The following is a 26,685-nucleotide window of genomic DNA, read 5'->3' as shown; positions in this document are numbered from 1 at the left end:
GAGGTGATCTCGTTCAGTCGTCGAAGCCGAGGAAGTCCGGCGCCCAACGGCGACTGGTGAGGCGCAACGAACGGTCAGGCTCGATGATATAGGTCTCGTAGACCTTGCGGCCGTAGGAATCGATGAACTGGTGCGGGACGATGCTGCCGACGGGTGCCTTCTTCAGCTTGGTGCGCGGTTGCCCGCCATAGGTGATGCTGCCAGGAATCGGTTGCATGTTCGGCGAGTAACCGTAGCTGATGTCGGGGCCGGTGGTCGCCGTGCAGCCACTGAGCAGCAGCACGACGGAGAGGGCGGCAAAAGCGTGTTTCATGTCGGCGATCCTCAGAATGGCTGAGCCTGGCCCACACGGCGTCAAGCGTCAGGCGGAAACGCCTTGGACGATCGTTGCCGGTGCGGTCCAGCACTCTCTTCTAAAGTGTAGCGCTTAAACGGAAATTTCCAAGTTCTGTCATGCGGATTCCGGCAAGCAATGCTTGCAAATGTTCACGGCTTGTCCCAGTTGTGGAATGCCTGATCGCGACAGTTGCGGCGGGCTTGTGCGCAACCCAGCGTTCGGGTGCGTTCCGAGCTTTTTTGGACGCGCCTTTGGGGGCGAAATGGCAGCGTGGCACTATGTGATCGGGTCGAGCGACACGGGCCCGTGAGCGACAACATTTTGCTGGTGATGATCGCGCGGGACGAGCTTTCACCTGCTGGTTTGGCGGCAGGGACACGGGGAGCGGATCCCGGCCTGCGACATGGCCTAAATCAAAGCGGCCTCCGCCGCGCGACGCCAGGACCCGGACCGTCCGCCGACGTGCCGCCGCCAGTGCCCGGATATCCGCTTGCCCGGCCATGGCCCCGTTTTCTGGCGCGCATTTTCGACATGCTGCTGCTTTACATACCGGCTGCCTTGGTGGCCCGCCGCCCCCGATGCAGACCTTCGTCAAACCGGTGATAAGCTGGCAGACGACGTTCGAGGCCGCCTGGCACGTCGAGGATCCCGCGCGCGACAACATGCTCTTCGCGATCAGCGCGGACCAAGCAAGCGGCGGGCACGAGCAGGTCCCGGCAACAATGAACGAACGGCCATATGCCGAGGTGCTCGCCGAACTGCAGGCGAGGGCGGGATACGAGGCGAGCGCGGACTGGACGCCGGTTATGATCAACGGCCAAGGGGCGCCTGGCGATGAAGTCGCTCAAGGAACCGGACGCCACCGCCGAGATAACCATTGCGCTGCGCGGGCGAGACGCCTGGCGGATGGTTAGATTTCTGATGAAGGGCAAGAAGCGGGGCGAGGCGATCGATACGCTGAAGACGGCCGTATTCGGGACCATCGAGTAGCGGGCGGCAGGGGCTGTCGCCTCGCCGCCGGGCGCGGCCGGCGGTCCATGCGCTTCGCACTCATGCCCAGATTTGTCGCTGAGATGAATTCCGATTTGCCGAAACATGGGTTACGTCTTGTGTGAACTTCTGCGCGGATTGCGCGTTTCGGCTTGTGTCGGCCGCACGTTCCGTCCCGCCCAGTCTCTTTGCTGAACCCGGATATTGCATGACCGCCGAACAGTCTCTCGCGTTTCTCGTCATCGGCGCCATGATGGTCTTCTTTATCTGGGGGCGGTTTCGATACGACGTGATCGCCTGTTCGGCGCTGATGCTGGCGGTCGCCGTCGGCATCGTGCCTTACGATCATGCCTTCGATGGTTTCAGCGACGACATCGTCATCATCGTCGGCAGCGCCCTGATCGTCAGCGCCGGGGTGGCGCGCTCGGGGATCGTCGACGCCGCCATCCAGCGGTTCCTGCCGAACATCTCGTCGGTCCGGGCCCAGCTCGCACTGCTGGTCATCACGGTGACAGTGCTTTCCGCCTTCATCAAGAACATCGGGGCGCTGGCAATCATGCTGCCGGTCGCCTTCCAGTTTGCCCGGCGGTCGAATGTCCAGCCTTCGGTCTTCCTGATGCCGATGGCCTTCGGCTCGTTGATCGGTGGGCTGATGACCCAGGTCGGCACGTCGCCGAACATCGTCGTCTCACGGGTGCGCCAGGAGCTGACCGGCGAGAGCTTCACGATGTTCGACTTCACGCCCGTCGGCGCGACGCTGGCGCTGGTCGGCTGCATCTTCCTGCTCTTTGCCTACAAGCTGGTGCCGCAGCGCTCCAGCAGCCAGGTCTCCGTCCATTCGGCGATCGAGATCACCGATTATACGTCCGAGGCGGTTGTTGCCGCCGGTTCGCCGGCGATCGGCAAGGCGCTCAGCAATCTGGTGAAACTGGGCGACGGCGGCGCCGTCGTCATCGCCATCTTTCGCCGCGGCCTGCATCTGGCGCCGCTTCCCGACGTTACCCTCGAAGCCGAGGACATCCTGATTTTTGAAGGCGGTCCGGGAGCGCTCGATCGCATCGTCTCGCAAGGCAAGCTGAAGATTGCCGGCGACCGCGCGCCGCATGGGCGGGAAAAGGCCGGGGACGAGATCGAGGCGATCGAAGCTGTCGTCGGCAGCGGTTCGCCGCTCGAGGGCATGTCGGCACAGCGCCTGGCGCTGTTCAACACCCACAACATCAACCTGCTCGCCGTCAGCCGCCAGGGCGAGAGGCTGAAGCAGCGGCTCGGCAGCATTCGCTTGAGGGCAGGCGACATCATTGTGCTGCAGGGCGCGCGGCGCGAACTGACGCTCTTCCTGCAGGAGTTCGGCTGCCTGCCGCTGGCGCAGCGCGAGATCCTGCTTGGCACGACGCGAAAGGCACCGCTGCCGCTTCTGGTTCTGGCGGCCGCGATGGGCTCAACGGCAGTTGGACTTGTGCCGGTGCCGATCGCCTTTTTCGCGGCGGCCCTCGCCATGGTCGTCTTCCGCATCATCCCCTTGCGCGATTTTTATCGCTCGGTCGATGGGCCGATCCTGGTGATGCTGGCGGCGCTGATCCCGGTGAGCGATTCCTTGCGCACGACCGGGGGCACCGATGTCATTGCGGCCTGGCTCGGCACGGTTGCCGCAGGCCTGCCGCCGGCCGGCGCGCTGACGATCATCCTGCTTGCCGCCATGGCGGTGACGCCGTTCCTCAACAATGCCGCCACCGTGCTCGTTATGGCGCCGATCGCCGCGAGTTTCGCCGGCGCGCTCGGCTACAAGCCGGAAGCCTTCCTGATGGCAGTTGCCATCGGCGCCGGCTGCGATTTCCTCACGCCCATCGGCCACCAGTGCAACACGCTGGTCATGGGGCCGGGCGGCTACAAGTTCAGCGACTATCCGCGCCTCGGCCTTCCGCTGTCGGTGGTGATCGTGATCGTCAGCATCCCGACACTGATGCTGGTGTGGCCGCTGCGCTAGGTGTGGTGCGAGTGGCGCCTCGCCGGCAGGGATGCTCGCATAAATAGCCGCTACCGTGTACAGGTAGACGCGCGGTAGCGCCCGCCACAGATTTGCCTATCCGTGAGCGACAACAGGGAGAAGATGGCATGAGCCCCAAGCCCACCGGCCACGTCAGTGGCAATGACCTGATCCTGACGCGCACGTTTCATGCACCCGTCGCCGACGTCTGGACGAGCGTGACAAAGTCCGAGAGCACCGCGCTCTGGTTCGGCCGCTGGGAAGGCGTAGCGGGGCCCGGCAAGACCGTGCGGCTGCAACTGCTCCATGAGAAAAGCCAGCCATGGACGGATGTCCTGATCGAGGAGTGCGCCGCGCCGCACCGCCTGGTCGTGGTGATGAAGGATGACGCCGGCGAGTGGCGCATCGCGTTGACGTTTACGCAGACGGGCGACACGACGGAGCTGCGCCTGGTTCAACATCTGAGCGACCCGAAACTCGCAGGCGACGTCGGGCCGGGCTGGGAATATTACCTCGATATGCTGGTCGCCGCGCGCGCCGGCAAGGCTTTGCCGTCATTTTCAGACTATTATCCGGCGCAGAAAGCGCACTTTCTGGAAGGCGTCTAGCCCCTGGAGGTCGTCAGTCGGACGGGCGCGTTCGAAACAATTTGCGGGCGCTGCCGCTGTGGGCCGCGCGTTCTTGTGTCGTAACGAGAGGGCGCGCCGCGGCGGGGTTGTCCGGTCGGCTGGCCCCCTCGCAACCGCACCTTCTCGCAGTTCGACACCGAGCGGAGCCTCGCTGCGCTACGCCAGAACGGTGACGAGCACGGCGCCCCAGAGCGCCAGCAGCACGTTGCCGATCGCGTAGCCGAGACCGTAGCCGAGTGTCGGGACCTTGCTTCCGGCCGCCTCCTGCACGGCGGCAAGCGCCGGGGCTGAGGTTCCTGCCCCACAGCAGGTGCCGGCGAGCACGCCTTCGTTCATGCCGAAGACCCAGCGGCCGAGCGCAAGTGCGGCCAGATGCGAGATCAGGCAGATCAGCAGACTGGCGATGACCAGCGCCGGGCCGGACTGGACGAGGCCGGCGACAAAGCTCGGGCCGGCCGAGATTCCGACGCAGGCGATGAAGGCGCACAGCCCGACGCTGTCGAAGAACCAGAGGGTTGCCTCCGGCACGAAACCGAAGGTGCGCCGGACCGAGCGCAGCCAGCCGGCGCAAAGGCCAGCGATCAGCACGCCGACGGCGACGCCGAGGCCGATTTCGAGCGCGCCGAGTTTCAGGGCAGGGATGCCGATGAGGCCGCCGAGGAAGATGAAGACGCCGACAAAGACCATGTCGGTTGCGGTGGTCTCACGGTCGGCATAGCCGAGCAGCTTCGCCACCTCCTCGACATGGCGTCTGGCGCCGGCAATCGACATCACGTCGCCACGGCGGACGGTGAGGCCAGGAAAGATCGGGATCGGCTGGCCGGCGCGCAGGATGCCGCGCAGGAACACCGAGCGCGCTTCCGGCTGCTGCCTCAGCTGCCACAGGCGTTTTCCCGCAACCTCCTTGTTCGTCACCACGATATCGAGCACTTCAACCGGGATATCGAGCAGCGTGCGGTCGTCGATCTCGGTGCCGATCCGACTGGAATATTCGACGAGGAAGCCGCGAAGACCGGCAACGGCGATGATGTCTCCAGCCTGCAGGCGCTCCTTGGGCGTTGGGGTGATGATCTCCTCGCCCCGGCGGATCTGCTCGATATAGGCCTTCTGGTTTTCGGGAACGCGCGCTTCGGCTTCCGCGACCGTCAGCCCCACGAGGGCGTCGGCGATGACGAAGGCGCGCGCCTCGATTTCGCGCCGTGCGGTGTCGCCGCTCGTCTGCGGCGCGATCTTCAGTTCGGCTTCTAGCTCGGCGCAGGCCTCCTTGAGGCTGCGGCCAAACATCCGCGGCGCCAGTTGCGACTGGACGAGGATGGCGGTCACGACACCGACGAGATAGGCGACGGCAAAGCCGGTCGCCACGGCGGATTCGAACTGGCTCGCCGCTTCCGGCGTCGGTGCCGTCTTGCGGAAGGTGTCGATCGCCACGCCGACGGTCGCCGATTCCGTCGCGCCGCCGGCGAGCACCCCGGCTGCCGTTCCAAGATCGAAGCCGAAGAGCATCGAGAGCACGATCGCAACGGCAAGCGCGACGACGCAGAGCGTGACGGTGACGGCGATCTGCGGCAGCGCGTCGGCGTTGAGGCTCTGGAAGAATTGCGGGCCGGTGCGGTAGCCGATAGCAAAGAGGAAGAGCAGGAAGAACGCCTGCTTGACGTCGTTGGAGAGCACAGCACCGGTCTGGCCGATCAGCACGCCCGCCAGCAGGCAGCCGGTGACGGCGCCGATGGTGACGCCGAAGATGGTGATCTTGCCGACCGCGTAGCCGATGCCGAGCGCGAGGAACAGGGCAAGCTCCGGATGCGCCCGCAGGATGCTGAACAGGTGGTCGATCACGCGGCGGTTCCTCCCGGTGCCAAGCCGAAGAAAGCCGCTTCAGCTGGATGATGCGCTGGTCGCTGAGCCGGCGGAAAGAAAGTCGCCAGCCGGAGATGCGGGGATGCTTGTCGGCCGAGGGAAACACTGGCCAGGCGTTGGGGAAGGGCGGCCGGCATGGCTGCCGGCCGCCCGATCGGCTAGCTGATCTTCAGGCCTTTGGCGGCCTGGTAGGTCTGGACGTAACCGCGCGCCACCGAGCGCACGGCGCGGCCGATCTGCGAATAGGCTTCGTCATTGAGGTTGGCGAAGGAGACGCGTGCCGACCAGCTCGGCGCATCGAAACCCGAGCCGTTGAGCAGCACGATGCCGTGGTCCTCGGCAAGCCGGAAGGGAATGTCGAGCGGGTGGATGTTGTCCTTCACCCAGGTGACGACATCCTCGCCGACATATTTGCGCAGCCAGAACTCGAAGTCGATGATGCCGTAATAGTGGTCGAAATAGATGCCCGGATTGGACTCGACCCCCATGCCCTCGATCAGGTTCCAGAAGCGCTTGGTGCAGATGGCGATGCAGGCCTTCTGGTAAGCCTTCTCGACGTCCATCAGCTCGACCAGGCCGAAGAGCGTCATCATCACCTGCTGGGGCAGCGACAGGCCGGCGGTGTGGTTCAGCGCCACGTCGCGGCTGTCGGCGACGATGCGGTCGATGAACTTCACCTCGCGCGGCTTCGGCGTCATCGCCTTGTAGCGTTTTTCGAGGAGCTTCTGGATCGGTTCGCCATGGGCCTTGATCTTCTCGTCGAAGATGTTGTCCTCGGCGACGGCAATGACGCCGAGGCGCCAGCCGGTGCAGCCGAAGTACTTCGAATAGGAGTAGACGCCGATCGTGTTGCGCGGCAGATGCCCAAGCAGCGACTGGAAGCCCGGAACGAAGGTGCCGTAGACGTCGTCCGTCAGCACGATCAGGTCGGGGCGCTTCTTGTTGACGAGGTCGACAAGGCGCTTGATCGAATCCGGATCCATCGCCACTGCGGACGGGTTGCCAGGGTTGACCAGGAACAACGCCTTCACCTTGGGGTTCTCCAGCGCCTTGATGTCTTCGTCGGTGAACTGGAACCGGTCCTCCTGCTCGGCGCTGACGTTGATGGTCTTGAGATCGTAGTCCTCCAGCTCCGGCATTTCGAGATAGGGCGTGAAGATCGGCGTTCCGAGCGCGATCGTGTCGCCGGCGTTAAGCAGGCGGGCGTTCTTCAGTGCCTTGAAGATGTAGCACATGGCGGCGGTGCCGCCTTCGACCGGGTAAAGGTCGAACTTTGCCTTCGGTCGGTGGCCGGCGCACATCGCCCACATCAGGTATTCGTGGGTGATGATCTCGTTGTGGTGCAGCGCCCGATCGGGAACCGGATAGTTGTCGCCGATGATCGAGTCCGTGAGCTCGTGCACGAAGGCGTCCGCATCGAAGCGGAAGGTGGTGATGGCGTAGTTGACGGCGTCGGAAAGCGTCTTTGCCGGCGGGATGCCTTCATCCTCTTCGTCCCAGTCGGCCGTGTTTTGCAGCAGCTTCTTCGTCCACTTTTCGAACCGCGCGTGGGCGCCGTCCTTCGGCGGCATGCCGGCCACACCGGCCTTCGGGTCGTAATAGGCGCGCTTGGCTTCCGTCAGCGCAAACTGGCCGAGCAGGAAGAAGGCTTCGCGAGCGCGTGTCGCCGTCCAGTTCGGGTTGCCGCGGCCGGCATTGAGGAAAGCCTTGGCGGATTTCTGTGAGCTCGACTTGGCGAGCTTGATCAGTTCGTCCTTGATTTCGAACGGGCTGAGATCGGAAAGGCTGTCGTAGAAATTTCTGTCCAACATGGTCCACACTCCCTGTGATCTATGCATTTTGAACGATGGTCGGCTTCGCCCGTTCGCCTCAGGCGAGCATGATGACGATGACGAGGCCGAAGATGGTCAGCAGCGTGTTTCCGATGGCGTAGGGCATGCCGTAGCCGAGCGCCGGCACCTTGCTCTTGGCCGCCTCCTGGATCATGCCGAGCGCTGCCGTCGTCGTTCGCACACCGGCGCAGGCGCCAAACAGGATCGCCGGGTGGAACTTGAAGACATAGTGGCCGAGGAGCACCGAGGCGATCATCGGGATCGATGTGGCGACCACGCCCCAGATGAACAGCGAAATGCCGACCTCCTGCAGGCCTGCGACAAAGCCCGGGCCGGCGCCGATCCCGACGACGGCGATGAAGATGTTGAGGCCGAGCGTGTTCATCAGCCACAGCGCCGGTGACGGGATGCGGCCGAAGGCGGGGTAGGTGGTGCGCAGCCAGCCGAGCACGAGGCCCGCCAGAAGCGCGCCGCCGGAGGTCGAAAGGCCGATCGGGATGCCGCCGATCGTGATCGTCAGCGCACCGATCATCGCGCCGATGAAAAGCCCCCAGCCGAGAAAGGCGATGTCGGTCGTCTCGACAGGCCGGTCGGCAAAGCCGAGCGCCTTGATCGCCGCTTCGACATGGCGTTTCGCGCCACCGATGGTGACGATGTCGCCGCGCTCGACCGTCGTCCCGGGCAGCACCGGGATCTCAACCAGCGAGCGGATGATCTTGCGAGCATAGACGCCGCGCGCCCAATCCATGGTGCTGACTTCCGCCAGCGTCTTGCCGGCGAGCGCCTTGCTGGTCACGTAGACATCGAGGACTTCGGCTTCCGCGTTGAGCAGCTCCTTGTCCTCGACCTCGAGCAGCTTGTTGTCGAGGTTTTCGACGAGCAGCGAACGCCGGCCCGAAAAGGCGACGACGTCGCCCGGCTGCAGCACGGTGTTGCCATCGGCCTCGATGATCTGGTCGCCGCGCCGCAGGCGCTCGACGAAGACGCGGATCCCGGGAAGGATGTCCTTGACCGGTTTTCCGGTGAGCCCGCTTGCCGCGTCGACGCGATAGGCCCGGAGGCCGAAGTCGTGATAGGCGCGGGTAATGCCGGGCTCGCTGCTTTCGCTGCCACCGCCGAGCTTGGCCTCGTATTCGCGGCAGGCCGCCGGAAGGTCGATGCCAAGAAGCTTGGGACCGAGCTGGGCGAGGATGATCGCCGAGCCGATCGTGCCCCAGATATAGGTCACCGCATAGGCGATCGGGATCTGGTCGGCAAAGGTCTTGGCCTGCTCCGGCGTCAGCCCGAGCGAATTGATCTGGTCGGTCGCAACCCCGATTGCAGCCGAGATCGTCTGCGAGCCGGCATACATGCCGGCGCCATAGCCGAGCGGCAGCCCGGCAATCAGCGCGCAGAGATAGGGAACGACGAGGCACAGCACCAGCACGGAGAGCGCAAAGGCGATCTGTTTCGGTCCATCGGTGCTCAAGCCCCGCACGAATTGCGGCCCGACGCCGTAGCCGACGGCGAAGAGGAAAATCAAAAACAGGGTGGATTTCAGGTCGCCGGAAACCTGGATACCCAGCTGTCCGATGAGAACGCCCGCAAGCAGCGTGGCGGTGACATTTCCAAGGTTGAACCCCGCGACCTTGATCGGACCGATGAGGAAGCCGATGCCGAGGGCGAGGAAGACGGCGACAGGCGGATAGGTCCGAAGCGTGTCGACGAAGAAATCAATGGGATTCACTGATGCTATTCCCTTCTGAAAGTTGAGTTGCCGTCACTTCATTTCGGGATCTGCGCGGCTAAGTTGAGCTTGTTTCCGAGGCTTGTCGATGCCCAATCTTAATCCCGGCAATTGTCGCTTCGGTTGTCGAAATTCTCAACGGGCATAGGGTTACGTGAGCGTAACGTATGTTACATTTCAGCGTTTTTACTTGGGGTTGGGGATCGAGGCCGCCGCGATGTGTCGGTCGCATTCGATCGCAAGACCGCGGCACTGGCCCGGATCGCGATGGCACTTCAACTCTGGTGTTGTAATTCGTAACGTTATCTCCCAACGTGAGGCATGAGGCGTTTTCTCTTGGTTATGCTTGGAAAAGTTGCTGGGCACGGAACGGCGCGTCTTGCTGCTTGCGATAGGGGCGGCAGAATTTCGTGGGCTTGAGAAAAAAGCGGTGTCGTCTCCGCAAGGCGGCCGGTTCGTAAGGTGACGAGGAGGGGAAGCAATGATGGACGAGGTTATCCGAAGGCTCGGCGCACTTGGCGTTCAGCTCCCGACGCCGCCGAGGCCGCTCGGCGCCTATCGCGCGGTGATCGAGGCGGGTGAGATGCTTCATGTTTCGATGCAGGGGCCATTGCTGGACGGGCGCTTCGTGCATACGGGGCTGCTCGGGCGCGATGTGACCATCGACGAGGGGCGCAAGGCCGCAGAGTTGGCAGTGCTCAACGCGCTGGCGCAGATCCATGAGCATCTCGGCCGTTTCGAGCGTATTCGCCAGATCGTCCGGCTGGAGGGACATGTCGCCTGCACTGAGGATTTCCTGGAGCACCCGAAGGTACTCGACGGTGCTTCCGAGCTTCTGGCGGCCGCCTTTGGCGAAAGGGCTGGCCATGTTCGCTCCGTCTGCGGCGTGCGCAACCTGCCGGGCAACGCCTCTGTCGCGGTGACGCTGACGGCCGAACTCTTGCCGCCGGAGTTCTGAGGTAGCACGGCACGTCTTTTAGCGTGGTCGCTATCGCGGGCGTCGGATTGTGTCCGGCGCCCAATTTTCGACTTGCGCTACGTAATGTTATTTTATAACAAATCTCGCATGACGAAACGCCGCATGTTGATAGATCCCTCCCGCCTGTGTCGTGCGGTTGTCTCATCCGCCGATTCATGCGAGGAAGGCGTTGATGGTGCTGCGTCCGCGACAATGCGGAAGCGGCTGAAAAGGGAACACGGAACGGACGACCCTGATGGGGCCGAGACCGTGGCTGCCCCCGCAACTGTGAGCGGAAAGCGCATTCACACCATGTCACTGGTCGAAGACCGGGAAGACGTGGATGCGCCACGACCCGCGAGCCAGGAGACCTGCCATCGAACCGATCAACCACAACGGACGGGGTGTTCCGATGGAAAAGAACTGGCTTTCATACGACGGTTTTCCGTCCTCTTGCCGTTTCGCCATCTCTTGCCGTCAGTCCGGCGGAGGGCAGGAATGGCTGAGCCGAATTTCCGACAGCACAAGATAACGGTCTGCACCGATTGCCGCTTCACCGGCGGCCCATGCGTGCCCGGTGCCGAGCTGATCAAGCGGCTCAACCTGAGCATCGCAGCGCTCGGCGCACCGCTCGATCGCGATTTCTCGATCGCCGGAACGGTCTGCATGGCGGCCTGCACGCGGCCCTGCACCATCGCCTTCCAGGCGACGGGGAAGGCGACCTATCTCTTCGGCGACGTCTCGCCGGAAGAGGACATCGACGATCTCGTGCGCTTTGCCACAACCTATGCCGAGCGTGGCGATGGCATGACGCGGGCGGCGGAACGGCCGCGCGGGCTGAAAGGCAAGACGCTTGCCCGCATTCCCGCGGCGATGCTCGTCTCCGAAGATCTCGGCGGGCACTTCCAATGAGGTCGCGCAGAGGAACGAACCCATGAGCTGCAACGCAACGGGTGCAGCCCTCACGGTCGAGGGCCTTCGCTGGGGGCCGCGTTCGGGCCTGACGCTGGTCAACGACATCGGCTTTGCGATCGCGGCCGGCAGCCGGCTTGCGATCCTCGGGCCGAATGGCGCCGGCAAGACCTCGCTTCTGCGCTGCCTCTACCGGGCGGTGCAGCCGAATGCCGGCCGTGTTTCGGTCGATGGCGTCGATCTCTGGTCGATCTCGGCCCGCGAGGCGGCAAGGACAATCGCCGTCGTCTTGCAGGAGATGCCCGGCGATTTTCCCTTCAGCGTGCGCGACGTCGTGATGATGGGACGCATTCCGCGGCGGGAGGGCTTGAGCGGCTGGAACGATTTCGACCGCGAGCGGGTGCAGCACGCGCTCGCGCATCTCGATCTCGCCCATCTTGCCGGTCGCCAGTTCTCGACGCTTTCGGGCGGTGAGAAGCAGCGGGTGCTGATCGCCCGCGCGCTGGCACAGGAACCGCGCATCATCATCCTCGACGAGCCGACGAACCATCTCGACATCCGCCACCAGCTCGAAATCCTCGAGCTCTTGCAAACGCTGAAACTGACAATCGTCTCGACGCTGCACGACATCAACCTCGCCGCCGAGTTTGCGACAGATGTCGCGATCTTGACCGCCGGGCGGCTGACGGCCTTCGGCCCGCCCGAAGAGGTGCTCAGCCCCAGCGAGCTTTCGGCCGCCTTCGGCGTCACCGCCACCGTTCACAATGCCGCTGCCGGCGGCGCCCGCTTTTCCTTTTCACTTCCTCGACAGGGATCGATTTCATGAAGATCAATATTGCCCCATTTTCCCTTCTTTTCGTGCTTGCCGCCGCCACGCCGGCGCTCGCCTATCCGGTCACCGTCAAGAGCTGCAACCGCGAGGTGACCTTCGACGCGGCGCCGAAGCGGGCGATCGCCAACGACGTCAACCTGGTGGAGATGATGCTGGCGCTGAGGCTCCAGGACCGCATGGTCGGCTATACCGGCGTTTCCGGCTGGAAGACGCTGGACGAGAAGCTGCGCGAAGGCGTCAAGGAACTGCCGGAGCTTTCGGAGAAATATCCGACCAAGGAAGTGCTGCTCAACGCCGATGCCGATTTCCTCTTTGCCGGCTGGAACTACGGCATGAAGGTCGGCGGCGAGGTCACGCCCGAGACATTGGCGCCCTTCAAGATCGGCGTCTACGAGCTGACCGAATCCTGCATCCACGTGATGGCCAAGCAGAAGCCTGATATGAACGACATGTTCGTCGATCTTCTCAATCTCGGCCGCATCTTCGGCGTCGAGGATCGCGCCGAGACGCTGGTTGACGGCTATCGCCGCCAGCTTGCCGAGATCACCAAGGCGAACGCCGGCAAGGCTAACCCGACGCGGGTCTTCGTCTATGATTCCGGCGAGGAGAAGCCGTTTACTTCCGGTCGCTTCGGCATTCCGACGGCGATGATCGAGGCCGCCGGCGGCGCCAACATCATGGACGACGTGGAAAAGAGCTGGGTGGAAATCTCCTGGGAACCGGTGATCGAGCGCAACCCGGAAGTGGTGGTCATCGTCAACTACGGCGAGGTGAAGGCCGAGGACAAGATCGCCTTCATGAAGAACAATGCGGCCTTCAAGAATGTCGATGCCGTCAAGAACGATCGCTTCGTCGTGCTCGATTATGTCGAAGCGACGCCAGGCCCGCGCAACATCGACGCCATTGCCAGGCTTGCCAAGGCCTTTCAGGGCGAGGGCCTGTAAGCGATGCTGGCTGAGGATGCGTCGCCTGGTCCCGTCGCCGTTTCACGCCTAGCGCCGGCACGGGCGCTGAAGGCGGGTGCCGGTCTCATGGCGGCGCTTTTGCTGCTGGCCTTGACCGTCACGGCCGGCGTATCGCTCGGCTCGGCGCCGATCCCGGTTGCGACCGTCTGGTCGATCATCGCCAGCAAGATTTCTCTGGGCAGCGTCGAGGCTTTCTGGTCGGCGGGGCGCGAGAGCATCGTCTGGGACGTGCGCCTGCCGCGCGTCATGCTGGCGGGCCTCGTCGGCGCCGGGCTGGGGCTGACTGGCGCCGTGCTGCAGGCGGTCACGCGCAATCCACTTGCCGATCCGCATCTGCTCGGCGTTTCCTCCGGCGGCGCGCTCGGCGCGATCGTGGCGCTGCTGCACACCGGCATGATCCTCGGTCTTGCCACGGTGCCGCTCTTTGCCTTTGCCGGCGCGCTGCTCGCAACCGTGCTCGTCGCCTTCGTCTCCCGCGTGCTCGGGAGCAGCGCCGACCGTCTCGTGCTGGCCGGCGTCGCGGTCGCCTTCGTCTTGACATCCGTCGGCAACCTCATGATTTTCCTTGGGGACCCGAGGGCGACCCATACGGTCATCTTCTGGATGCTCGGCGGTCTTGGCCTGGCGCAATGGTCGCAGCTCGTCTATCCCGGCGTGGTGCTTTTCGCGTCCCTCGGCTGGCTGATGATCCGGGCGCGCGAAATCAATGCGCTCGCCATGGGCGACGAAACCGCGATGACGCTCGGCATTCCCGTGCGCCGCTTCCGGCTGACGCTGTTCGTCGTCACCGCACTTTTGACCGGGGTGATGGTCGCCTTTTCCGGCGCGATCGGTTTCGTCGGGCTGATGGTGCCGCATTTCGTGCGGCTTCTGGCCGGCAGCGACAACGTGCGGGTCATTCCGCTCTCGGCCTTCTTCGGGGCGCTGACGCTCATCCTTGCGGATCTGGCCGCCCGCGTCATCATGGCGCCGGAGGACATGCCGATCGGCGTCGTCACCGGGCTCGTCGGCGGCATCGCCTTCATTGCCATCCTGAAGCGACGCGCGTAAGGCGGGTAGGAACACGTTATGGACAAGGGCCGGTTCCGGCCTATGTGTTAGCGCAGCCGAGGGATCGGCGATTGGCCCGCATGAGGAGCATATGGCGAACGAAGCTGACATCTGCACGCCGCAGGACGTTCTGAATTTCTGGTTTGGCGAACTCACCTATGACGACTGGTTCGGGACGAGCCACGAACTCGACCAGGCCTGTATCCGCCGCTTCCAGGCGTCGCACCTGGCGCTGGCGCGTGGTGTCGACGAGATCTGGCGCGCGAGCCCGGAAAACCGGCTGGCGGCGATCGTGCTTTTGGACCAGATGCCGCGCAACATGTTTCGCGGCACGCCGCTCGCCTTTGCCACCGATTGCCTGGCACTGCACGAGGCCAAGCTCGCCGTTGGCGCCGGTGCCGACATGGCGATCAAGCCGGAATGGCGCGCCTTCGTCTATCTGCCCTTCGAGCATTCGGAAAACCTTACCGACCAGACCATGTCGGTGAAGCTCTTTACCGAGCTCGGCGATGCCGATTATCTCGACTATGCCATACGGCACCGCGAGGTGATCGAGCAGTTCGGTCGTTTCCCGCATCGCAACGCCTTCCTGGCGCGGCCGTCGACGGAGGCCGAACTTGCCTATCTGGCGCAGCCCGGCGCCGGTTTTTAACGGGAAAGCGGGCGCTGACGGGGATTTATCGCCGTTCTTTGCATCTTTCCGCCGTCTTTCGTATTCACATCGAAACGTGAAGACGGCCGGAGCGATTCCGGACCACGGTCTCAATCTGCAAGGATCATGAAATTGCGTTCTGTCGGAAAACTGCCCGCCATTCTCGTCTGCCTGCTGGCGCTTGCCGTGGGCGGCCCGGTCATGGCCCAGAAGGCGGCGCAGCCGACACAGGCGACCGCGCAGAATGGAGCCCAGCCGGGTCAGAAGTCGGGGCCGTCCGCGCAGCCAGCGCAATCGACCCAGACCCCCTCTCAGCCGGCTGGCAAGCCGGTGACCGAGGAGGGCGCTCAGCCAGCTGCTGCCGGCACGACGCCGGATTCCGCCGCACCGGCGGCAACCGCAACCCAACCGGCACAGGGCACGCCGGCCCCGGCGCAGGATGCCGCTCAGGCCGAGGCGACGCCGCCGGCCGAAAACCAGACGGCGGAGCAGCTTGCCAAGGCCGGCGTGGAACTGAATAGGCTGACGGACCAGGTCGCGAAGGCCAAGGACGACGACATAGCGCTTGCCGAACTGAAGGTGCAGGTAGATGCGCTCGCCAAGCAGATCATCGGCGTCTCGGTCTCGACCCGCCCGCGCCTCGACGAGATCAAGGCGCGGTTGACCGAACTTGGCGATCCGCCGGCCGAGGGACAGCCGCCGGAAGCCGACATCGTGACCGCCGAGCGCAAGCGGCTGATGGCCGAGCGCGGCGCGATCAACGCGCTGACCGGCGAGGCCGAAGGCCTGTCGGTGCAGGCGACGAAGCTGTCCAACGCCATTACCGCGACAAGGCGCGCGCTGTTTTCCAATACGCTCCTGAAGAATACCGAAGTGTCGACCGGAATGTTCGACGACGCGCTGACGGCGACGGCGGACGAGACCCGGGTGCTGTCGCGCAGCGTCGGGAGCTGGCTGAGCTTTGCCTGGAACTACAAGCGCGTGCCGCTCCTGACGGCGCTATTCCTGTCGCTGCTGGCGGCGCTCGTGTTCCTTTCCGGCAGCCGCAGGCTCTTTCGCCCGCTGATCGAGCATGACATTACCGATGAGGAGCCGAGCTACTTCCGGCGGCTCTCCGTCGCATTCTGGTCGACACTGATCCCGACCATCGCGTCGGCAGCCTTCGCGGTCTCGAGCTTCCTGTTCCTGCGCGGCTTCAACGTGCTGCGTTCCGATATCGCACCGATCATTGCAATCACGCTCGGGGTCGCCGTCGTCGTCTTCTTCGTGACGAGGCTCGCTCAGGCCGTGTTGTCGCCGCGCGATTCGCGCTGGCGGCTCGTCCGGGTTTCCGATCGCGGCGCGCGGATGCTGATGATCGCGATCTTCGCCATGGCGCTGGTCAACGGCCTCGACTACCTCTTCGGCGGCGTCAGCGAGGCGCTCGGTTCGCCTGTCGTCCTGACCGTCGTCAAGAGCTACATTGCCTCCATCGTCATCGGCCTGATCATCATGGCTTCGGCCTGGATCAAGCCGACGCTCAGGAAGGATGAATCCTTCGACGCCCATGGCCGCGCCTGGCCGCGGGTGGTGTCTTTCGCGCTGCTCGCGACCGGCGCCTTGCTCATCATTGCCGCTGTGTCGGGCTATGTCGGTCTTGCCCGCTTCATCGCCACGCAGATCATCATTACGGGCGCGATCCTTGTCACGATGTATATCGGCATCCTCACCGGCCGGGCGGTTGCCAAGCAGGGCGCCTTTGCGGAGACCGCCGCCGGGCGTTATCTCGAGCGGCGCTATAATCTCGAACAGGTGGCGCTCGACCAGATCGGCCTTGCCGCGGGCCTCAGCATCTACGCGCTGGTCGTGATGTTCTTCATCCCGCTGATCCTCTTGCAGTGGGGCTTCCAGGTCGCCGACATCGAGTCCTGGGCCTACCGGATGGTGACCGAGATCAAGATCGGCTCGATCACGATTTCGCTGGTTGGCATCCTCGCCGGCATCCTGTTCTTCGCGCTCGGCTACGCCGTCACCCGTTTCGTGCAGCGCTGGATCGACGGCAACATCATGGCACGCAGCCGGGTCGATGCGGGCGTGCGCAACTCGATCCGCACCGGCATCGGCTATACCGGCGTCGGGCTTGCGGGGCTGATCGGCCTGTCGGCGGCCGGCATCGACCTCTCCAACCTCGCGCTCGTTGCCGGTGCTCTCTCGCTCGGTGTCGGTTTCGGCCTGCAGAACATCGTCTCGAACTTCGTTTCGGGGCTCATCCTGCTCGTCGAGCGCCCGTTCAAAGTGGGGGATTGGATCGTCAGCGGCACGACCGAAGGTTTCGTCAAGCGCATCTCTGTCCGCGCGACCGAGATCGAGACCTTCCAGCACCAGTCGATCATGATGCCGAACTCGCTGCTCATCAACGCCTCGGTCGGCAACTGGACGCACCGCAACAAGCTCGGCCGCTCCGAAATCGCCATCACCGTCACCTATGCCAGCGAGCCGCGCCGGATCATGGAGCTGCTCGCCGAGATCGCGGCCGCCCATCCCATGGTCTTGAAGAACCCGTCGCCGAGCGTCGGCTTCACCGCCTTTGGCGATGACCGCATGACCTTCGAATTGCGCATCTACGTGGCCGACGTCCTGACCGGCGGCGGCGTGCGCAACGACCTGCGTGTCTCGATCTACGAACGCTTCCGCGACGAGGGCATCGGTGCGCCGTTCCCGGTCAAGATCGAGGACGTGCCGGTCGAGGACCAGACCGGCATCGAAAGCCACCACCCGGAAGAGGTCGGCGAGCCGAAGGGCGCCACCTCCGCCGAGGAAAGGGCCGCAGCCAAGTCTGCCGCTTCGGACAAGAAAACTGCCGCTGCGGCGCCGCTCGATGAGGAGCGCGAAGTGGAGGGGGCAAGCAGCCGCCGGAGCGCCAGCCGCCGGGCAAACCCAAACCGCTGATAAACGGACCGTTCAGCCACTATTCAGCCGGCCTGCCATAAAAAGCATGCAATTCTTCTGGTGACCGACTACGCTGGTCATCGGCTGAAGAGGTGGCCGGCGCAGCGTCGCGTAACCGACGGGGCGGCCGGCTCGGCAAGAGGGCGGCGCGTCTGGCGTCGATGGGCGATGAAGAAATTTGTGATTGCTTTGCTTTCCGGTTTGCTGATGGCAGGCGCGCCGATGGCCGGTGCTGCCAGTGCCGCGACTGTCACGAACAAGGACAGCGAGACCGCCGTTCTGATCGTCGTCGAGGGTGAAAGCCGTGTGGAAGTGGCGATCGCATCCGGAGCGACCGAAATGATCTGCCCCAGCGGCTGTTTCGTCACCGCGCCGAGCGGTGACCGCATCGGCCTGCAGGGCGACGAGAACGTCGAGATCGTCAACGGCAACGTCGTCGTCAAGTAACCTTTCATTCCGCGACGGCGGTGCGGCAGGCGCGCCGCTGTCGGGCGGCACTCCATTCGCTCGATAGGTCGGCAGGTGCCGTCGCTGATGGCGCCGGCAGCCCCTTTAGTAACGGTCGCGGTGCTCTCTTCGCTCGAAGCCTAATCCCAAGGGATGGGCGAGGGCGCCGAAGCTCTCATTCGTTCGGGCGGGCAAGCCCGCGTCGGGCCTGCCGGACACTCTCCTTGCATTGACAGGCTGCATTGCCGGTAGCACGCTTGGGCGTTGGGGTGACGCGCGTGGTCGCGATCATCCGCGCATTGCCGGGGGGAGCCATGCCATTCCTTCGCATCGCCTTGTCCGTTCTGCTGGTGCTTTTCGCATCGGAGGCGCTGGCCGAAAAGCGTGTGGCGCTGGTCATCGGCAATTCCGCCTATCAGCATGTGGCCACCTTGCCCAATCCCGGCAATGACGCGCGCGACATGGCGGCAAAGCTCGAAGGGCTGGGCTTCGAGGTGGTGACCGGCGCTGATCTCGACCTCTCGGGTGTGCGCCGGGCGGTGCGGGACTTCGTCGGCCGGCTCGACGGCGCCGACCTCGCGCTGTTCTTCTATGCCGGCCACGGCCTGCAGGTGAACGGCGAAAACTATCTCGCCCCCGTCGATGCCACGCTCGCTTCCTCTGTCGATCTCGAATTCGAGGCAGTGCCGATGAACCTGATCCTGCCGGCGATGGAGCGCAGTACGCGGGTCAATATCATCCTGCTCGACGCCTGCCGCGACAATCCGCTAGCGGTCAATCTCGCCCGCTCGATGGGCACGCGCTCCGCCTCGGTCGGCCGCGGCCTGGCCAAGGTCGGCACCGGCATCGGCACGCTGATCGCTTTCTCCACCCAGCCCGGCAATGTTGCCCTCGACGGATCGGGGCGCAATTCGCCGTTCACATCGGCGCTCTTGAAACATCTCGGCCAGCCGGGGCGCGACATCACCCGCGAACTGATCGACGTGCGCCGCGACGTGCTGGCGGCAACCGGCGGCAAGCAGGTGCCCTGGGACAATTCCTCGCTGACCGGCGAAGTGGTGCTGAAGCCCGCCGTTGACGGCAAGCCGGCGCCGGCCGAGGCGCCCGCGACGGGTGAGGCCGCCGAGCTTGCCTATTGGGAAACGATCAAGGATGCGACCGACCGCGACCTCTTCGACGCCTATCTGCAGCAATATCCCGACGGTGCGTTCGCATCGCTCGCCAAGGCAAAGATCAAGATCATCGAGCGGGCTTCAGTGCCTACATCCGAAGGCGTGCCCGGCGGATCGGGTGGCCAGGCCGTGGCGGCCATCGATCCGGCGCTGGCCGCGCCCAATGCCGACGACACGACATTGGCCCGTTCCGTACAGGTTGAGCTCAACCGGCTGGGCTGTCGCGCCGGCAGCGAGGATGGCGTCTGGGGTGCCGGCAGTCGCAAGGCGCTCGAAGCTTTCGGCAAGTTCGCAAAGGTCGACCTTGCGACGCTCGAACCCTCCAGCGACGTGCTCGGTCGCCTGAAGTCGGAGAAGGTGCGGATCTGCCCGCTTGCTTGCGGCCGTAACGAAGAGGCGAAGGACGGGCGCTGCGTCACGATCCGGCGCGAGGCGAAGCTACCGCAACCAGGCGAGACGCAAGGCACGATCAAGGCACCGCAGAAAAACACCGGCACCCGCGCGATCAGCCCACCGGCCGAACTGCAGAAAAAGAGCTTTGCCAATTGCCCCGCAAATGCCGATGTCGCGTTCCGGCAGATGTTTGCCCGCGGCTCGGGCCGGGGCCGCATGACGATTTCCGCCACCCATTCCTGCGGCCGGGCCTTTGCCTGTCATCGCACCGCAAGGGGCCAGCCGTGGGATTGCGGCTGGCGGTAAAGCGGACAGCGCATGCTGGCGCCATCGAACGGGGTTGGCGTGAAGGGCGGCGGCGTTTCTCAACCCTCGCGCGTCATTTCAGGGCTTGATTTCGCTGCCGCATGCGCAAGGATCGCCGCGATGGTCAAGGCCGGTTCCGGCAAGGGAGGACACCCCATGAAGCTCCAGCTTATCCGCAATGCGACACTCAAGCTCGACTATGCCGGTCACACGGTGCTGATCGATCCCTTTCTCGGGCCGAAGGACAGCCTGCCGTCCTTTGCGGGGCGGGCGCCCAATCCGCTGGTCGGGCTGCCGTTCGACACCGATACCATTCTTGCCGGGGTCGAACTCGTCATTATCTCGCATCTGCACGAGGACCACTTCGACGACACCGCCAAGCATCGCTTGCCGAAGGGGCTGCCGATCTTCTGCCAGCCGGGCGACGAGGAGGCGATCCGTGGCGCTGGTTTTCGCGACGTCACGCCCCTTCTCGGCAAGGCGCAGTGGCAGGGCCTGAAGCTCACCCGACGTGACGGCAGCCACGGCCTTGGTCCTGTCGTTCAGGACATGGGGCCGGTCATGGGTTTCAGCCTTGAGGCCAAGGGCGAGCCGACGGTTTACTGGGCCGGCGACACGGTGCTCTATCCGGCCATCGAAAAGACCATCCACGATACGAAGCCGGATGTGATCGTCACCCATTCCTGCGGCGCACGCTGGGACGGCGCCCTGATCGTGATGGATGCGGCGCAGACGATCGCGGTCTGCGAGGCCTCCAAGAAGAGCATCGTGGTTGCAACGCACATGGAGGCGCTCGACCATGCGACGGTCAGCCGAGGTGATCTCCGCGCCGCCGCCAGCGCCCACGGCATCGCCTTGCCCAGGCTGCTCATTCCGGATGATGGCGACGTGTTGACCTTGATACCGCCCGTGGTCTAGGCGGCCGACAGGTCGCAGCAGACAAGCTGTTACGCGGCACGGCTGCCGGGGGCCCTTCTTGACCGGCTGCGGTCTTGATCCGCTCTCGCTTGCCACAGGTATCTGTGAATATTCGAAAATTCGCGCATATTAAACACAACGAAATCCTCCGCCGCAGGAGCGGTCACCGTTGTGGATCGAAAGCTCGCAGCCATCCTTGCGGCCGATGTCGCCGGCTTCAGTCGCCTCGCAGCGCTCGACGAAGAGAACACGCTTCGCGCGCTCGACCTTTGCCGGGGGCGGATTGCCGAATTGGTGGATGACCATGGCGGCCGCATCTTCGGCAGTGCCGGCGATGGTCTCGTCGCCGAGTTTCCAAGCGCTGTTCAGGCCGTCCGCTGCGCGGTGGAAATCCAGCGCGGTCTTCTCGATGCGCAGGAACTGCCCCCCGAACGTCACCTGCAGTTTCGCATCGGTGTCAATCTCGGCGACATCGTCGTGTCGGGAGACGATCTGCTTGGCGACGGAGTCAATATCGCCGCGCGCCTGCAGGAGATCGCCGTCCCGTCGGGCATCTGTATTTCCGGGGCGGTGCGCGAACATCTCGACGGCAAGGTGCCCTTCGCGCTGACCAGCCTCGGAGAGCGGAACCTGAAGAACATCCCCCGGCCCATTCTGGTTTTCCGGGTCGACTGGCAAGACGAGATCGCTGTCGGAGGTGGCGTCCTCAACGGGGCGCCGCTGGCCGGTCGCAGCAAGGACCAGCCGTCGCTCGTCGTCATGCCCTTCGACAATCTGAGCGGTCCAGGCGACGAGTACTTCGTCGACGGTGTCGTGGAGGAGATCACTGCAGCGCTCTCGCGCGTCCGGGATTTCTTCGTCATCGCGCGCCAGTCCGCCTTCACCTACAAGGGGCGCTTCGTCGACGTGCGTGACGTCGGCAGGGAGCTCGGTGTCACCTATGTGGTTGAAGGCACCGTGCGCCGCGGTGGCGACCGGCTGCGCATTTCCGTGCAACTGGTCGACGCCGAGACGCGGACCCAATCCTGGTCGGATCGCTACGAGGGCGCAATCGAGGATATTTTCGAGTTCCAGGATCGGATCGCCGCGCAGGTGGCAGGCGCCATTCATCCGGCCATCCGCGATGCCGAGATCGAGCTTGCCAAGCGCAAGCCGCCGGCCAGTCTGCGCGCCTATGATTTCGTCATGCGCGCCTTCCCCAATCTATGGGGGCGCCGCAGGGATAGCAACAACCAGGCGATCGAACTGCTTCGGCAGGCGATCCTGGTCGATCCCGGCTACGGCCGCGCGCATGCGCTTCTGGCGTGGTGCCATGCCTCGAGCGCCTCCTACCTATGGACCGACCGGCCGGAGCAGGAACTGGATCAGGCGCGTTCAGCGATCGAAGGTGCAGGCTCGATCAGCGACGATCCGACCGCTTTGACTGCGGCTGGCGCGGCAATGAGCATCTGCGGCGATCAGGATCGCGCCGCCACCTTTATCGAAAAGGCGCTGGCGCTTGATCCGAACAATGCCTGGGCATGGGCTCGGCTCGGCTGGATCGCGATCTTCACGGACGATCCCGCACGCGCAACGGAGCGGTTCCGGCGTGGGATGACGCTGAGCCCGAGAGACCCGCTCGCATTCAACATGAAACTGGGGATGGCTTTTTCCATGGCCATGCAAGGGGCTCTCTCCGAAGCCATCGCGATCGCCCAGGACGTCGTCAACAACTATCCTGACGTGACCTGGTCCTATCGCCACCTCGCGGCCTGGTCGGCGATGACCGGGGACATGGAGACCGCCCGATGGGCGGCGCAGAAGCTGCTGGCAGCAGAGCCGGGGTTCACGATCGAGCGGTATCGGGCACTGCCCTGGTTTCAGAGGATACCGCAGTGGCAGCATCAGATGGCCGAGGCGCTACGGCAAGCCGGCTTGCCCGAACGCTGATCGCCACTCGCGGGATATGGGCGTTCCGTTCCCGGCCAGCCTCACGGGATCGAGAAAATGCTGATCTCGTTCGTGATGCCTCTGAGCGCGACATTGTGCGATTGCGGGTTGAGGCCGCGATCGCTGAGCAGGCTCGAGGCGCGAGGATCGTCGAGCACCGAACCGGTCGCAAAGATTTCGCGCGAGCTGGCGAGGTGTTGGACCCGAGAGGCGATGTTGACCGTCTGGCCGAAATAGTCCTGCCGCTCGTTGAGGCTGACGGCGATGCACGGTCCCTCGTGGATGCCGATTTTCAGCAGCAGGTCTTCCGAGCCGCGGTCCTCGTTCAGCTGTCGCATGGCGTCTCGCATGCGCATGGCGGCCGCAACCGCCCGGTCCGGCGTCGGGAAGGTGGCCATGACGGCGTCGCCGATCGTCTTGACCACCGCGCCGGCCTCCGCCGCGACGATCTCGTTGACGACACTAAAATGGGTCTTCACCAGATCGAAGGCGGCGAGGTCGCCGACCCGCTCGTAGAGCTCGGTCGAGCCGCGCAGGTCGGAGAAGAGAAAGGTGAGGCTGGTGATCTTCAGCCGCTGGTCTACGTCGATCGTGTCGGTGCGGTAGATGTCGCGGAAGGTCTGGTTGGAGAGCAGCCGCTTGGCGGTCAGGAACGGCCGGCGGCGGCCGAGGATATCGTGCAGCGCGTCGTTGGCGATGCAGACCGAGGGCAGGGTGCGGACATCCGTGTGGTTTTCCACCTGGATGCGCAAGGGACCGGGTTGCATGGTCAGCGCTTCGTCGTGGCGATGGCCGCGGTCGAAGACGAGCGACAGCGTGCGCCGCTCCTTGGTCGGCTCGCCCTTGACGTCGATGAACTGCGCAGCATGGGTCACCGGCTCGAAGATGATGATGAATTCCGCCGGCATCTGCAGCGAGATCACCGCCTTTTCGCCGGGCGGCAATTCCAGTGCCTCGATCATGAAATCGTCGACCTGGGCCTCGTAGCCCTCCTCGGGCAACTCAATGCCGGAGCCCCAGTAGATCTGCCGGAAATATTCGAGCGGCGTCAGTTCATGCGGGCTGTGGGCCTCGATGTGGCGTATGCGCGGGTTCACGGTGAAGGTCACCTCCACCATCTCGTCCAGCGTCGGCTCATAGCCGGCGGCGCAGAGAGAGCAGGTATAGGTGTCGCTCTGCACGGTCTTCAGCGAGGTGTTGGCATCGAGTACGCCGCCGCAGCCGGGGCAAAGCACATTCCAGGAAAGCTCGAAAAGCCCGAGGCGGGAAGCATGCAGGAAGGCGGCGATCGCCTTCTCCTCGTCGAGCCCGTGCTCGGCGGCAAAGGCGAGTGCGTTGATGCGGCCGAGTTTGCGGTCCGGCGCTTCCCGGACAAATCGCTCCAATACGCCGGCGATTTCAGGCTGCACGGTCTGGCGCAGCATATCGAACAGAGGCTGGGCTTCACTCATGCCGGCATCCTACACCGAAAACGGGCGCCGGGGCAGACGGTTTATCGGTGAGGATTGGTCGAGGGGAAAGCGGCCGACCGCCTTCCCGTCATTCGCTACGCTCTACCTCGCCAGCACTCCTCAGGCTACCTTGCGGTCGCGACCGAAGGGATCGCCAAGCACGGACTCCGTGTGCAGACAGGCCTGCCAACCGCTGTTCTCGCGTATCCAGGTGGTGGCGTCGGCGGCTTTCAGTGTCAAAGGCTGCCCGTCCACATCCATCTCTTCCGTCACCGTATAGGCGATGACGGCGACGTCCTCGCGCGGAAAGACCACGCTGACGTCGTCGAGGCGGAACGACTTGAGCTTCCAGGAACGCTCGGCCTGTTCTGCCATTCTGCGATAGTCGTCCGGCGTGAGCACCGCTGCGCCTTGCGCGCCGACGACAATCGAGCGTTCGGGCAGCATGGCCACGGATGCCTCGGTGTCCTTCTCCAGAATGGTTCGCCAGAATTCCTGTTCGAGGTCGATAATCTCCTGTTCGTCGGCATGTGCCATGGTTCGTACCTCCGTTTGGCATACCGGCAGAAGGCGTCAAACCGCGAAAGGTTCCGCCAAGACAGTCGGGTTCAGGCGATCTCAGAGCGCATCTTGATGCCGGCAACAAGCGTGGGAACCGAACAACCGACCACGTCGTTTCCCTGGTCTGGCATCACGGTTGGGACAGGGGGTAGGAACATGACGGCGCTATCGGGAAAATGCCTTTGCGGTCGGGTCGCGCTCTCGGTGCGCGGCGAACCGATCCGGGTCGGCATCTGCCATTGCATGGACTGCCGCAAGGAGAGCGGATCCGCCTTCACCTTCTATGGCATCTGGCCCGCGGAACAGTTTGAATATTCGGGCGAAATTTCGGATTTCCAGGGCCGGTGCTTCTGTTCGCATTGCGGCTCGCGTGTCTTTTCAGTCGACGCGCGCGAGGCGGAGGTCAAGCTCGGCATCCTGTCCCAGGCGCCGACGACGCTGAAGCCGAGCTACGAACTCTGGGTCAAGCGCCGGGAGCCTTGGCTGCGGCCAGTGGAGGGTGCCGCGCAGTACCAGGAAGATCGCGAACGCACAGGCGACGAGGAGCCGTCCGACACCCGCTACTAGGCCTGTTTCGCTACAAATTCGAATCCCCTTAAATGAGCATCGATTCATGCAGTGAATTGTGCTTTAGATCAAAGCGTTGCCGCCCCCGTCCGGCCGAGGCGTCGTCGGCGAGCGGACGCTGGGGGAGTGAATGTCGGCACGGCCTTCCTTACGAATTTCCACGCCGCTCAACGGACTGCTGGCAGCGCTCGGCCTTGCCGCCGTCGCGGCGCTGACCACGCGCAATATCGGCGCGACGGCGCGGCTCTCGCTGGAGCTGGTGCTTGGCGGCCTCTGGCTTTTCTATGTGCTGCAGCTGGCCGATACGCTCGCCGCCTGGCCCACGGCGGATCGTCGCGCGCTGATGCCGCATCTCGTCATTGATATGGTGGCCGTCGTCGTTCCGCTGGCCGCCTTCCTGTTCGCCGATCCGCGCGACCAGAGCCTTTATTGCGGAGTCTGGCTCTTGAAGCCCTTGCGCCATTCCACCTTCTTCCGGCTGCTCGGCCGGGTGGTGGCGCGCGCCGCGCCCAATCTCGTCGGCGTCACCTCGCTCTTCGGCATCGTGCTCTTCGGCGCATCGCTGGTCGCCTATCTGATCGAGCGCGACATCCAGCCGGACAAGTTTGGCAGCATTCCGCAGGCCATGTGGTGGGCGGTGGTGACGCTGTCGACCACCGGCTATGGCGACGAGATCCCGCAGACGCTGGCCGGCCGGGTGCTTGCCGGTCTGGTGATGATGAGCGGTATCGGCATCTTTGCGCTCTGGGCTGGCATTCTCGCCACCGGGTTTTTCGAAGAAGTGCGCCGCCAGGATTTCGTGCGCAACTGGCAGCTGGTCGCGGCGGTGCCGCTGTTCGAAAAGCTCGGCTCGGCCGCCTTCGTCGAGATCGTCAGGGCATTGCGGCCGCGGGCGGTGCCGGCAGGTAGCATCATCTGCCGCAAGGGCGAGCCGGGCGACCAGATGTACTTCATCGTCGAGGGGCGCGTGACGATTGCAACGCCGTCACCGACGCCGGTCGAGCTCGGCCCCGGCAGCTTCTTCGGCGAGATGGCGCTGATATCGGGTGAGCCGCGCTCTGCGACCGTCACGGCTGCCACAGAAGTCTCTTTGCTGTCGCTCTATTCGGAGGATTTCCAGATGCTGTCGAGCAGCAATCCGGAGATCGCCGAGGTCATCCGCCGGACCGCCGAGACGCGGCGTGGCCGAGCCCCGGAGGCATGAGAAAAGCCGGCGTCACGGCGGCCGGACGTCTCAAGCCGGCACGCCGGTCTCGTTAATTCGCCGGCCGCTTATTAACACCGAAGAA

At 64.3% G+C, this 26,685-nt stretch carries 22 protein-coding genes and 1 riboswitch; of the genes, 16 read left to right on the top strand and 6 right to left on the bottom strand.

What is annotated here, in order from left to right; genetic code table 11:
- Nucleotides 1-13: 13 nt before the first annotated feature.
- A complete protein-coding gene (locus tag FA04_RS09195; RefSeq protein ID WP_034788071.1) occupies nucleotides 14-313 on the bottom strand; it encodes a putative periplasmic lipoprotein in 300 nt (99 codons plus the stop codon).
- Between the two features lie 858 nt (nucleotides 314-1,171).
- On the opposite strand from FA04_RS09195, the gene FA04_RS35080 reads away from it, so the two are divergent.
- The 3 genes from FA04_RS35080 to FA04_RS09180 all read left to right on the top strand — a co-directional run bounded on the left by FA04_RS35080 (nucleotide 1,172) and on the right by FA04_RS09180 (nucleotide 3,919).
- Complete coding sequence (locus tag FA04_RS35080; RefSeq protein ID WP_156552968.1) at nucleotides 1,172-1,327, top strand: hypothetical protein; 156 nt, start codon at nucleotides 1,172-1,174, stop codon at nucleotides 1,325-1,327.
- Between the two features lie 208 nt (nucleotides 1,328-1,535).
- The gene (locus tag FA04_RS09185) at nucleotides 1,536-3,311 is read left to right on the top strand and encodes an SLC13 family permease (RefSeq protein ID WP_034788081.1); all 1,776 of its coding nucleotides are present in this window, start codon (nucleotides 1,536-1,538) and stop codon (nucleotides 3,309-3,311) included.
- 128 nt (nucleotides 3,312-3,439) lie between these two features.
- Nucleotides 3,440-3,919: an SRPBCC family protein gene (locus FA04_RS09180; RefSeq protein ID WP_034788082.1), complete on the top strand. Its 480-nt coding sequence runs from the start codon at nucleotides 3,440-3,442 to the stop codon at nucleotides 3,917-3,919.
- A 177-nt stretch (nucleotides 3,920-4,096) separates the two neighbouring features.
- Here the strand turns inward: FA04_RS09180 and FA04_RS09175 are convergent, their stop codons facing one another.
- From FA04_RS09175 to aspT, 3 genes are all read right to left on the bottom strand, one after another.
- Entirely contained in the window at nucleotides 4,097-5,776 is a 1,680-nt protein-coding gene (locus FA04_RS09175; RefSeq protein WP_051659120.1) for an aspartate:alanine exchanger family transporter, read from the bottom strand.
- A 179-nt stretch (nucleotides 5,777-5,955) separates the two neighbouring features.
- Nucleotides 5,956-7,608, bottom strand: a complete 1,653-nt coding sequence (locus tag FA04_RS09170) for a bifunctional aspartate transaminase/aspartate 4-decarboxylase (protein ID WP_051659121.1) — start codon at nucleotides 7,606-7,608, stop codon at nucleotides 5,956-5,958.
- Between the two features lie 58 nt (nucleotides 7,609-7,666).
- Nucleotides 7,667-9,355, bottom strand: coding sequence for an aspartate-alanine antiporter (gene aspT / locus FA04_RS09165; protein ID WP_226020693.1), 1,689 nt, complete (start codon nucleotides 9,353-9,355; stop codon nucleotides 7,667-7,669).
- Nucleotides 9,356-9,836: 481 nt separating this feature from the next.
- On the opposite strand from aspT, the gene FA04_RS09160 reads away from it, so the two are divergent.
- The 11 genes from FA04_RS09160 to FA04_RS09110 all read left to right on the top strand — a co-directional run bounded on the left by FA04_RS09160 (nucleotide 9,837) and on the right by FA04_RS09110 (nucleotide 22,817).
- Nucleotides 9,837-10,313, top strand: a complete 477-nt coding sequence (locus tag FA04_RS09160; protein ID WP_200949942.1) for a RidA family protein — start codon at nucleotides 9,837-9,839, stop codon at nucleotides 10,311-10,313.
- 177 nt (nucleotides 10,314-10,490) lie between these two features.
- Nucleotides 10,491-10,706, top strand: a riboswitch (cobalamin riboswitch).
- A gap of 105 nt (nucleotides 10,707-10,811) precedes the next feature.
- On the top strand, nucleotides 10,812-11,225 hold the full coding sequence (locus tag FA04_RS09155) for a DUF1636 family protein (protein ID WP_034788085.1): 414 nt from the start codon (nucleotides 10,812-10,814) through the stop codon (nucleotides 11,223-11,225).
- A 22-nt stretch (nucleotides 11,226-11,247) separates the two neighbouring features.
- Complete coding sequence (locus FA04_RS09150) at nucleotides 11,248-12,051, top strand: ABC transporter ATP-binding protein (protein WP_034788088.1); 804 nt, start codon at nucleotides 11,248-11,250, stop codon at nucleotides 12,049-12,051.
- Complete coding sequence (locus FA04_RS09145) at nucleotides 12,048-13,001, top strand: ABC transporter substrate-binding protein (RefSeq protein ID WP_034788092.1); 954 nt, start codon at nucleotides 12,048-12,050, stop codon at nucleotides 12,999-13,001. Before FA04_RS09150 ends, FA04_RS09145 begins: the two co-directional genes overlap by 4 nt.
- 87 nt (nucleotides 13,002-13,088) lie before the next feature.
- Complete coding sequence (locus tag FA04_RS09140) at nucleotides 13,089-14,072, top strand: FecCD family ABC transporter permease (RefSeq protein WP_034788510.1); 984 nt, start codon at nucleotides 13,089-13,091, stop codon at nucleotides 14,070-14,072.
- A gap of 91 nt (nucleotides 14,073-14,163) precedes the next feature.
- On the top strand, nucleotides 14,164-14,724 hold the full coding sequence (locus tag FA04_RS09135; RefSeq protein ID WP_034788096.1) for a DUF924 family protein: 561 nt from the start codon (nucleotides 14,164-14,166) through the stop codon (nucleotides 14,722-14,724).
- A 126-nt stretch (nucleotides 14,725-14,850) separates the two neighbouring features.
- A complete protein-coding gene (locus FA04_RS09130) occupies nucleotides 14,851-17,652 on the top strand; it encodes a mechanosensitive ion channel family protein (RefSeq protein WP_082572758.1) in 2,802 nt (933 codons plus the stop codon).
- Nucleotides 17,653-17,820: 168 nt separating this feature from the next.
- A complete protein-coding gene (locus tag FA04_RS09125) occupies nucleotides 17,821-18,099 on the top strand; it encodes a hypothetical protein (protein ID WP_034788099.1) in 279 nt (92 codons plus the stop codon).
- Nucleotides 18,100-18,413: 314 nt separating this feature from the next.
- Nucleotides 18,414-19,970: a caspase family protein gene (locus tag FA04_RS09120; RefSeq protein WP_051659122.1), complete on the top strand. Its 1,557-nt coding sequence runs from the start codon at nucleotides 18,414-18,416 to the stop codon at nucleotides 19,968-19,970.
- Between the two features lie 156 nt (nucleotides 19,971-20,126).
- A complete protein-coding gene (locus FA04_RS09115; protein WP_034788518.1) occupies nucleotides 20,127-20,888 on the top strand; it encodes an MBL fold metallo-hydrolase in 762 nt (253 codons plus the stop codon).
- A gap of 171 nt (nucleotides 20,889-21,059) precedes the next feature.
- Nucleotides 21,060-22,817 (top strand): adenylate/guanylate cyclase domain-containing protein, encoded by a 1,758-nt coding sequence (locus FA04_RS09110; RefSeq protein WP_034788102.1) that lies wholly within the window; start codon nucleotides 21,060-21,062, stop codon nucleotides 22,815-22,817.
- A gap of 41 nt (nucleotides 22,818-22,858) precedes the next feature.
- On the opposite strand, the gene FA04_RS09105 is transcribed toward FA04_RS09110, so the two are convergent.
- Together FA04_RS09105 and FA04_RS09100 are read right to left on the bottom strand one after the other, a co-directional pair.
- Nucleotides 22,859-24,268, bottom strand: a complete 1,410-nt coding sequence (locus tag FA04_RS09105) for an adenylate/guanylate cyclase domain-containing protein (protein WP_034788105.1) — start codon at nucleotides 24,266-24,268, stop codon at nucleotides 22,859-22,861.
- Between the two features lie 120 nt (nucleotides 24,269-24,388).
- Nucleotides 24,389-24,805, bottom strand: a complete 417-nt coding sequence (locus tag FA04_RS09100; protein ID WP_034788108.1) for a nuclear transport factor 2 family protein — start codon at nucleotides 24,803-24,805, stop codon at nucleotides 24,389-24,391.
- A 180-nt stretch (nucleotides 24,806-24,985) separates the two neighbouring features.
- Here FA04_RS09100 and FA04_RS09095 point away from each other — a divergent pair, with 180 nt between their 5' ends.
- Nucleotides 24,986-25,396, top strand: coding sequence for a GFA family protein (locus tag FA04_RS09095; protein ID WP_051659123.1), 411 nt, complete (start codon nucleotides 24,986-24,988; stop codon nucleotides 25,394-25,396).
- Between the two features lie 130 nt (nucleotides 25,397-25,526).
- Nucleotides 25,527-26,600: a cyclic nucleotide-gated ion channel gene (locus tag FA04_RS09090; protein WP_034788119.1), complete on the top strand. Its 1,074-nt coding sequence runs from the start codon at nucleotides 25,527-25,529 to the stop codon at nucleotides 26,598-26,600.
- The last annotated feature ends 85 nt before the right edge of the window (nucleotides 26,601-26,685 follow it).

It is taken from the genome of Ensifer adhaerens, assembly GCF_000697965.2.
GTDB lineage: Bacteria > Pseudomonadota > Alphaproteobacteria > Rhizobiales > Rhizobiaceae > Ensifer > Ensifer adhaerens.
Note: the sequence above shows the minus strand (reverse complement) of the source record. Positions and strands in the feature narration are given on the sequence as shown.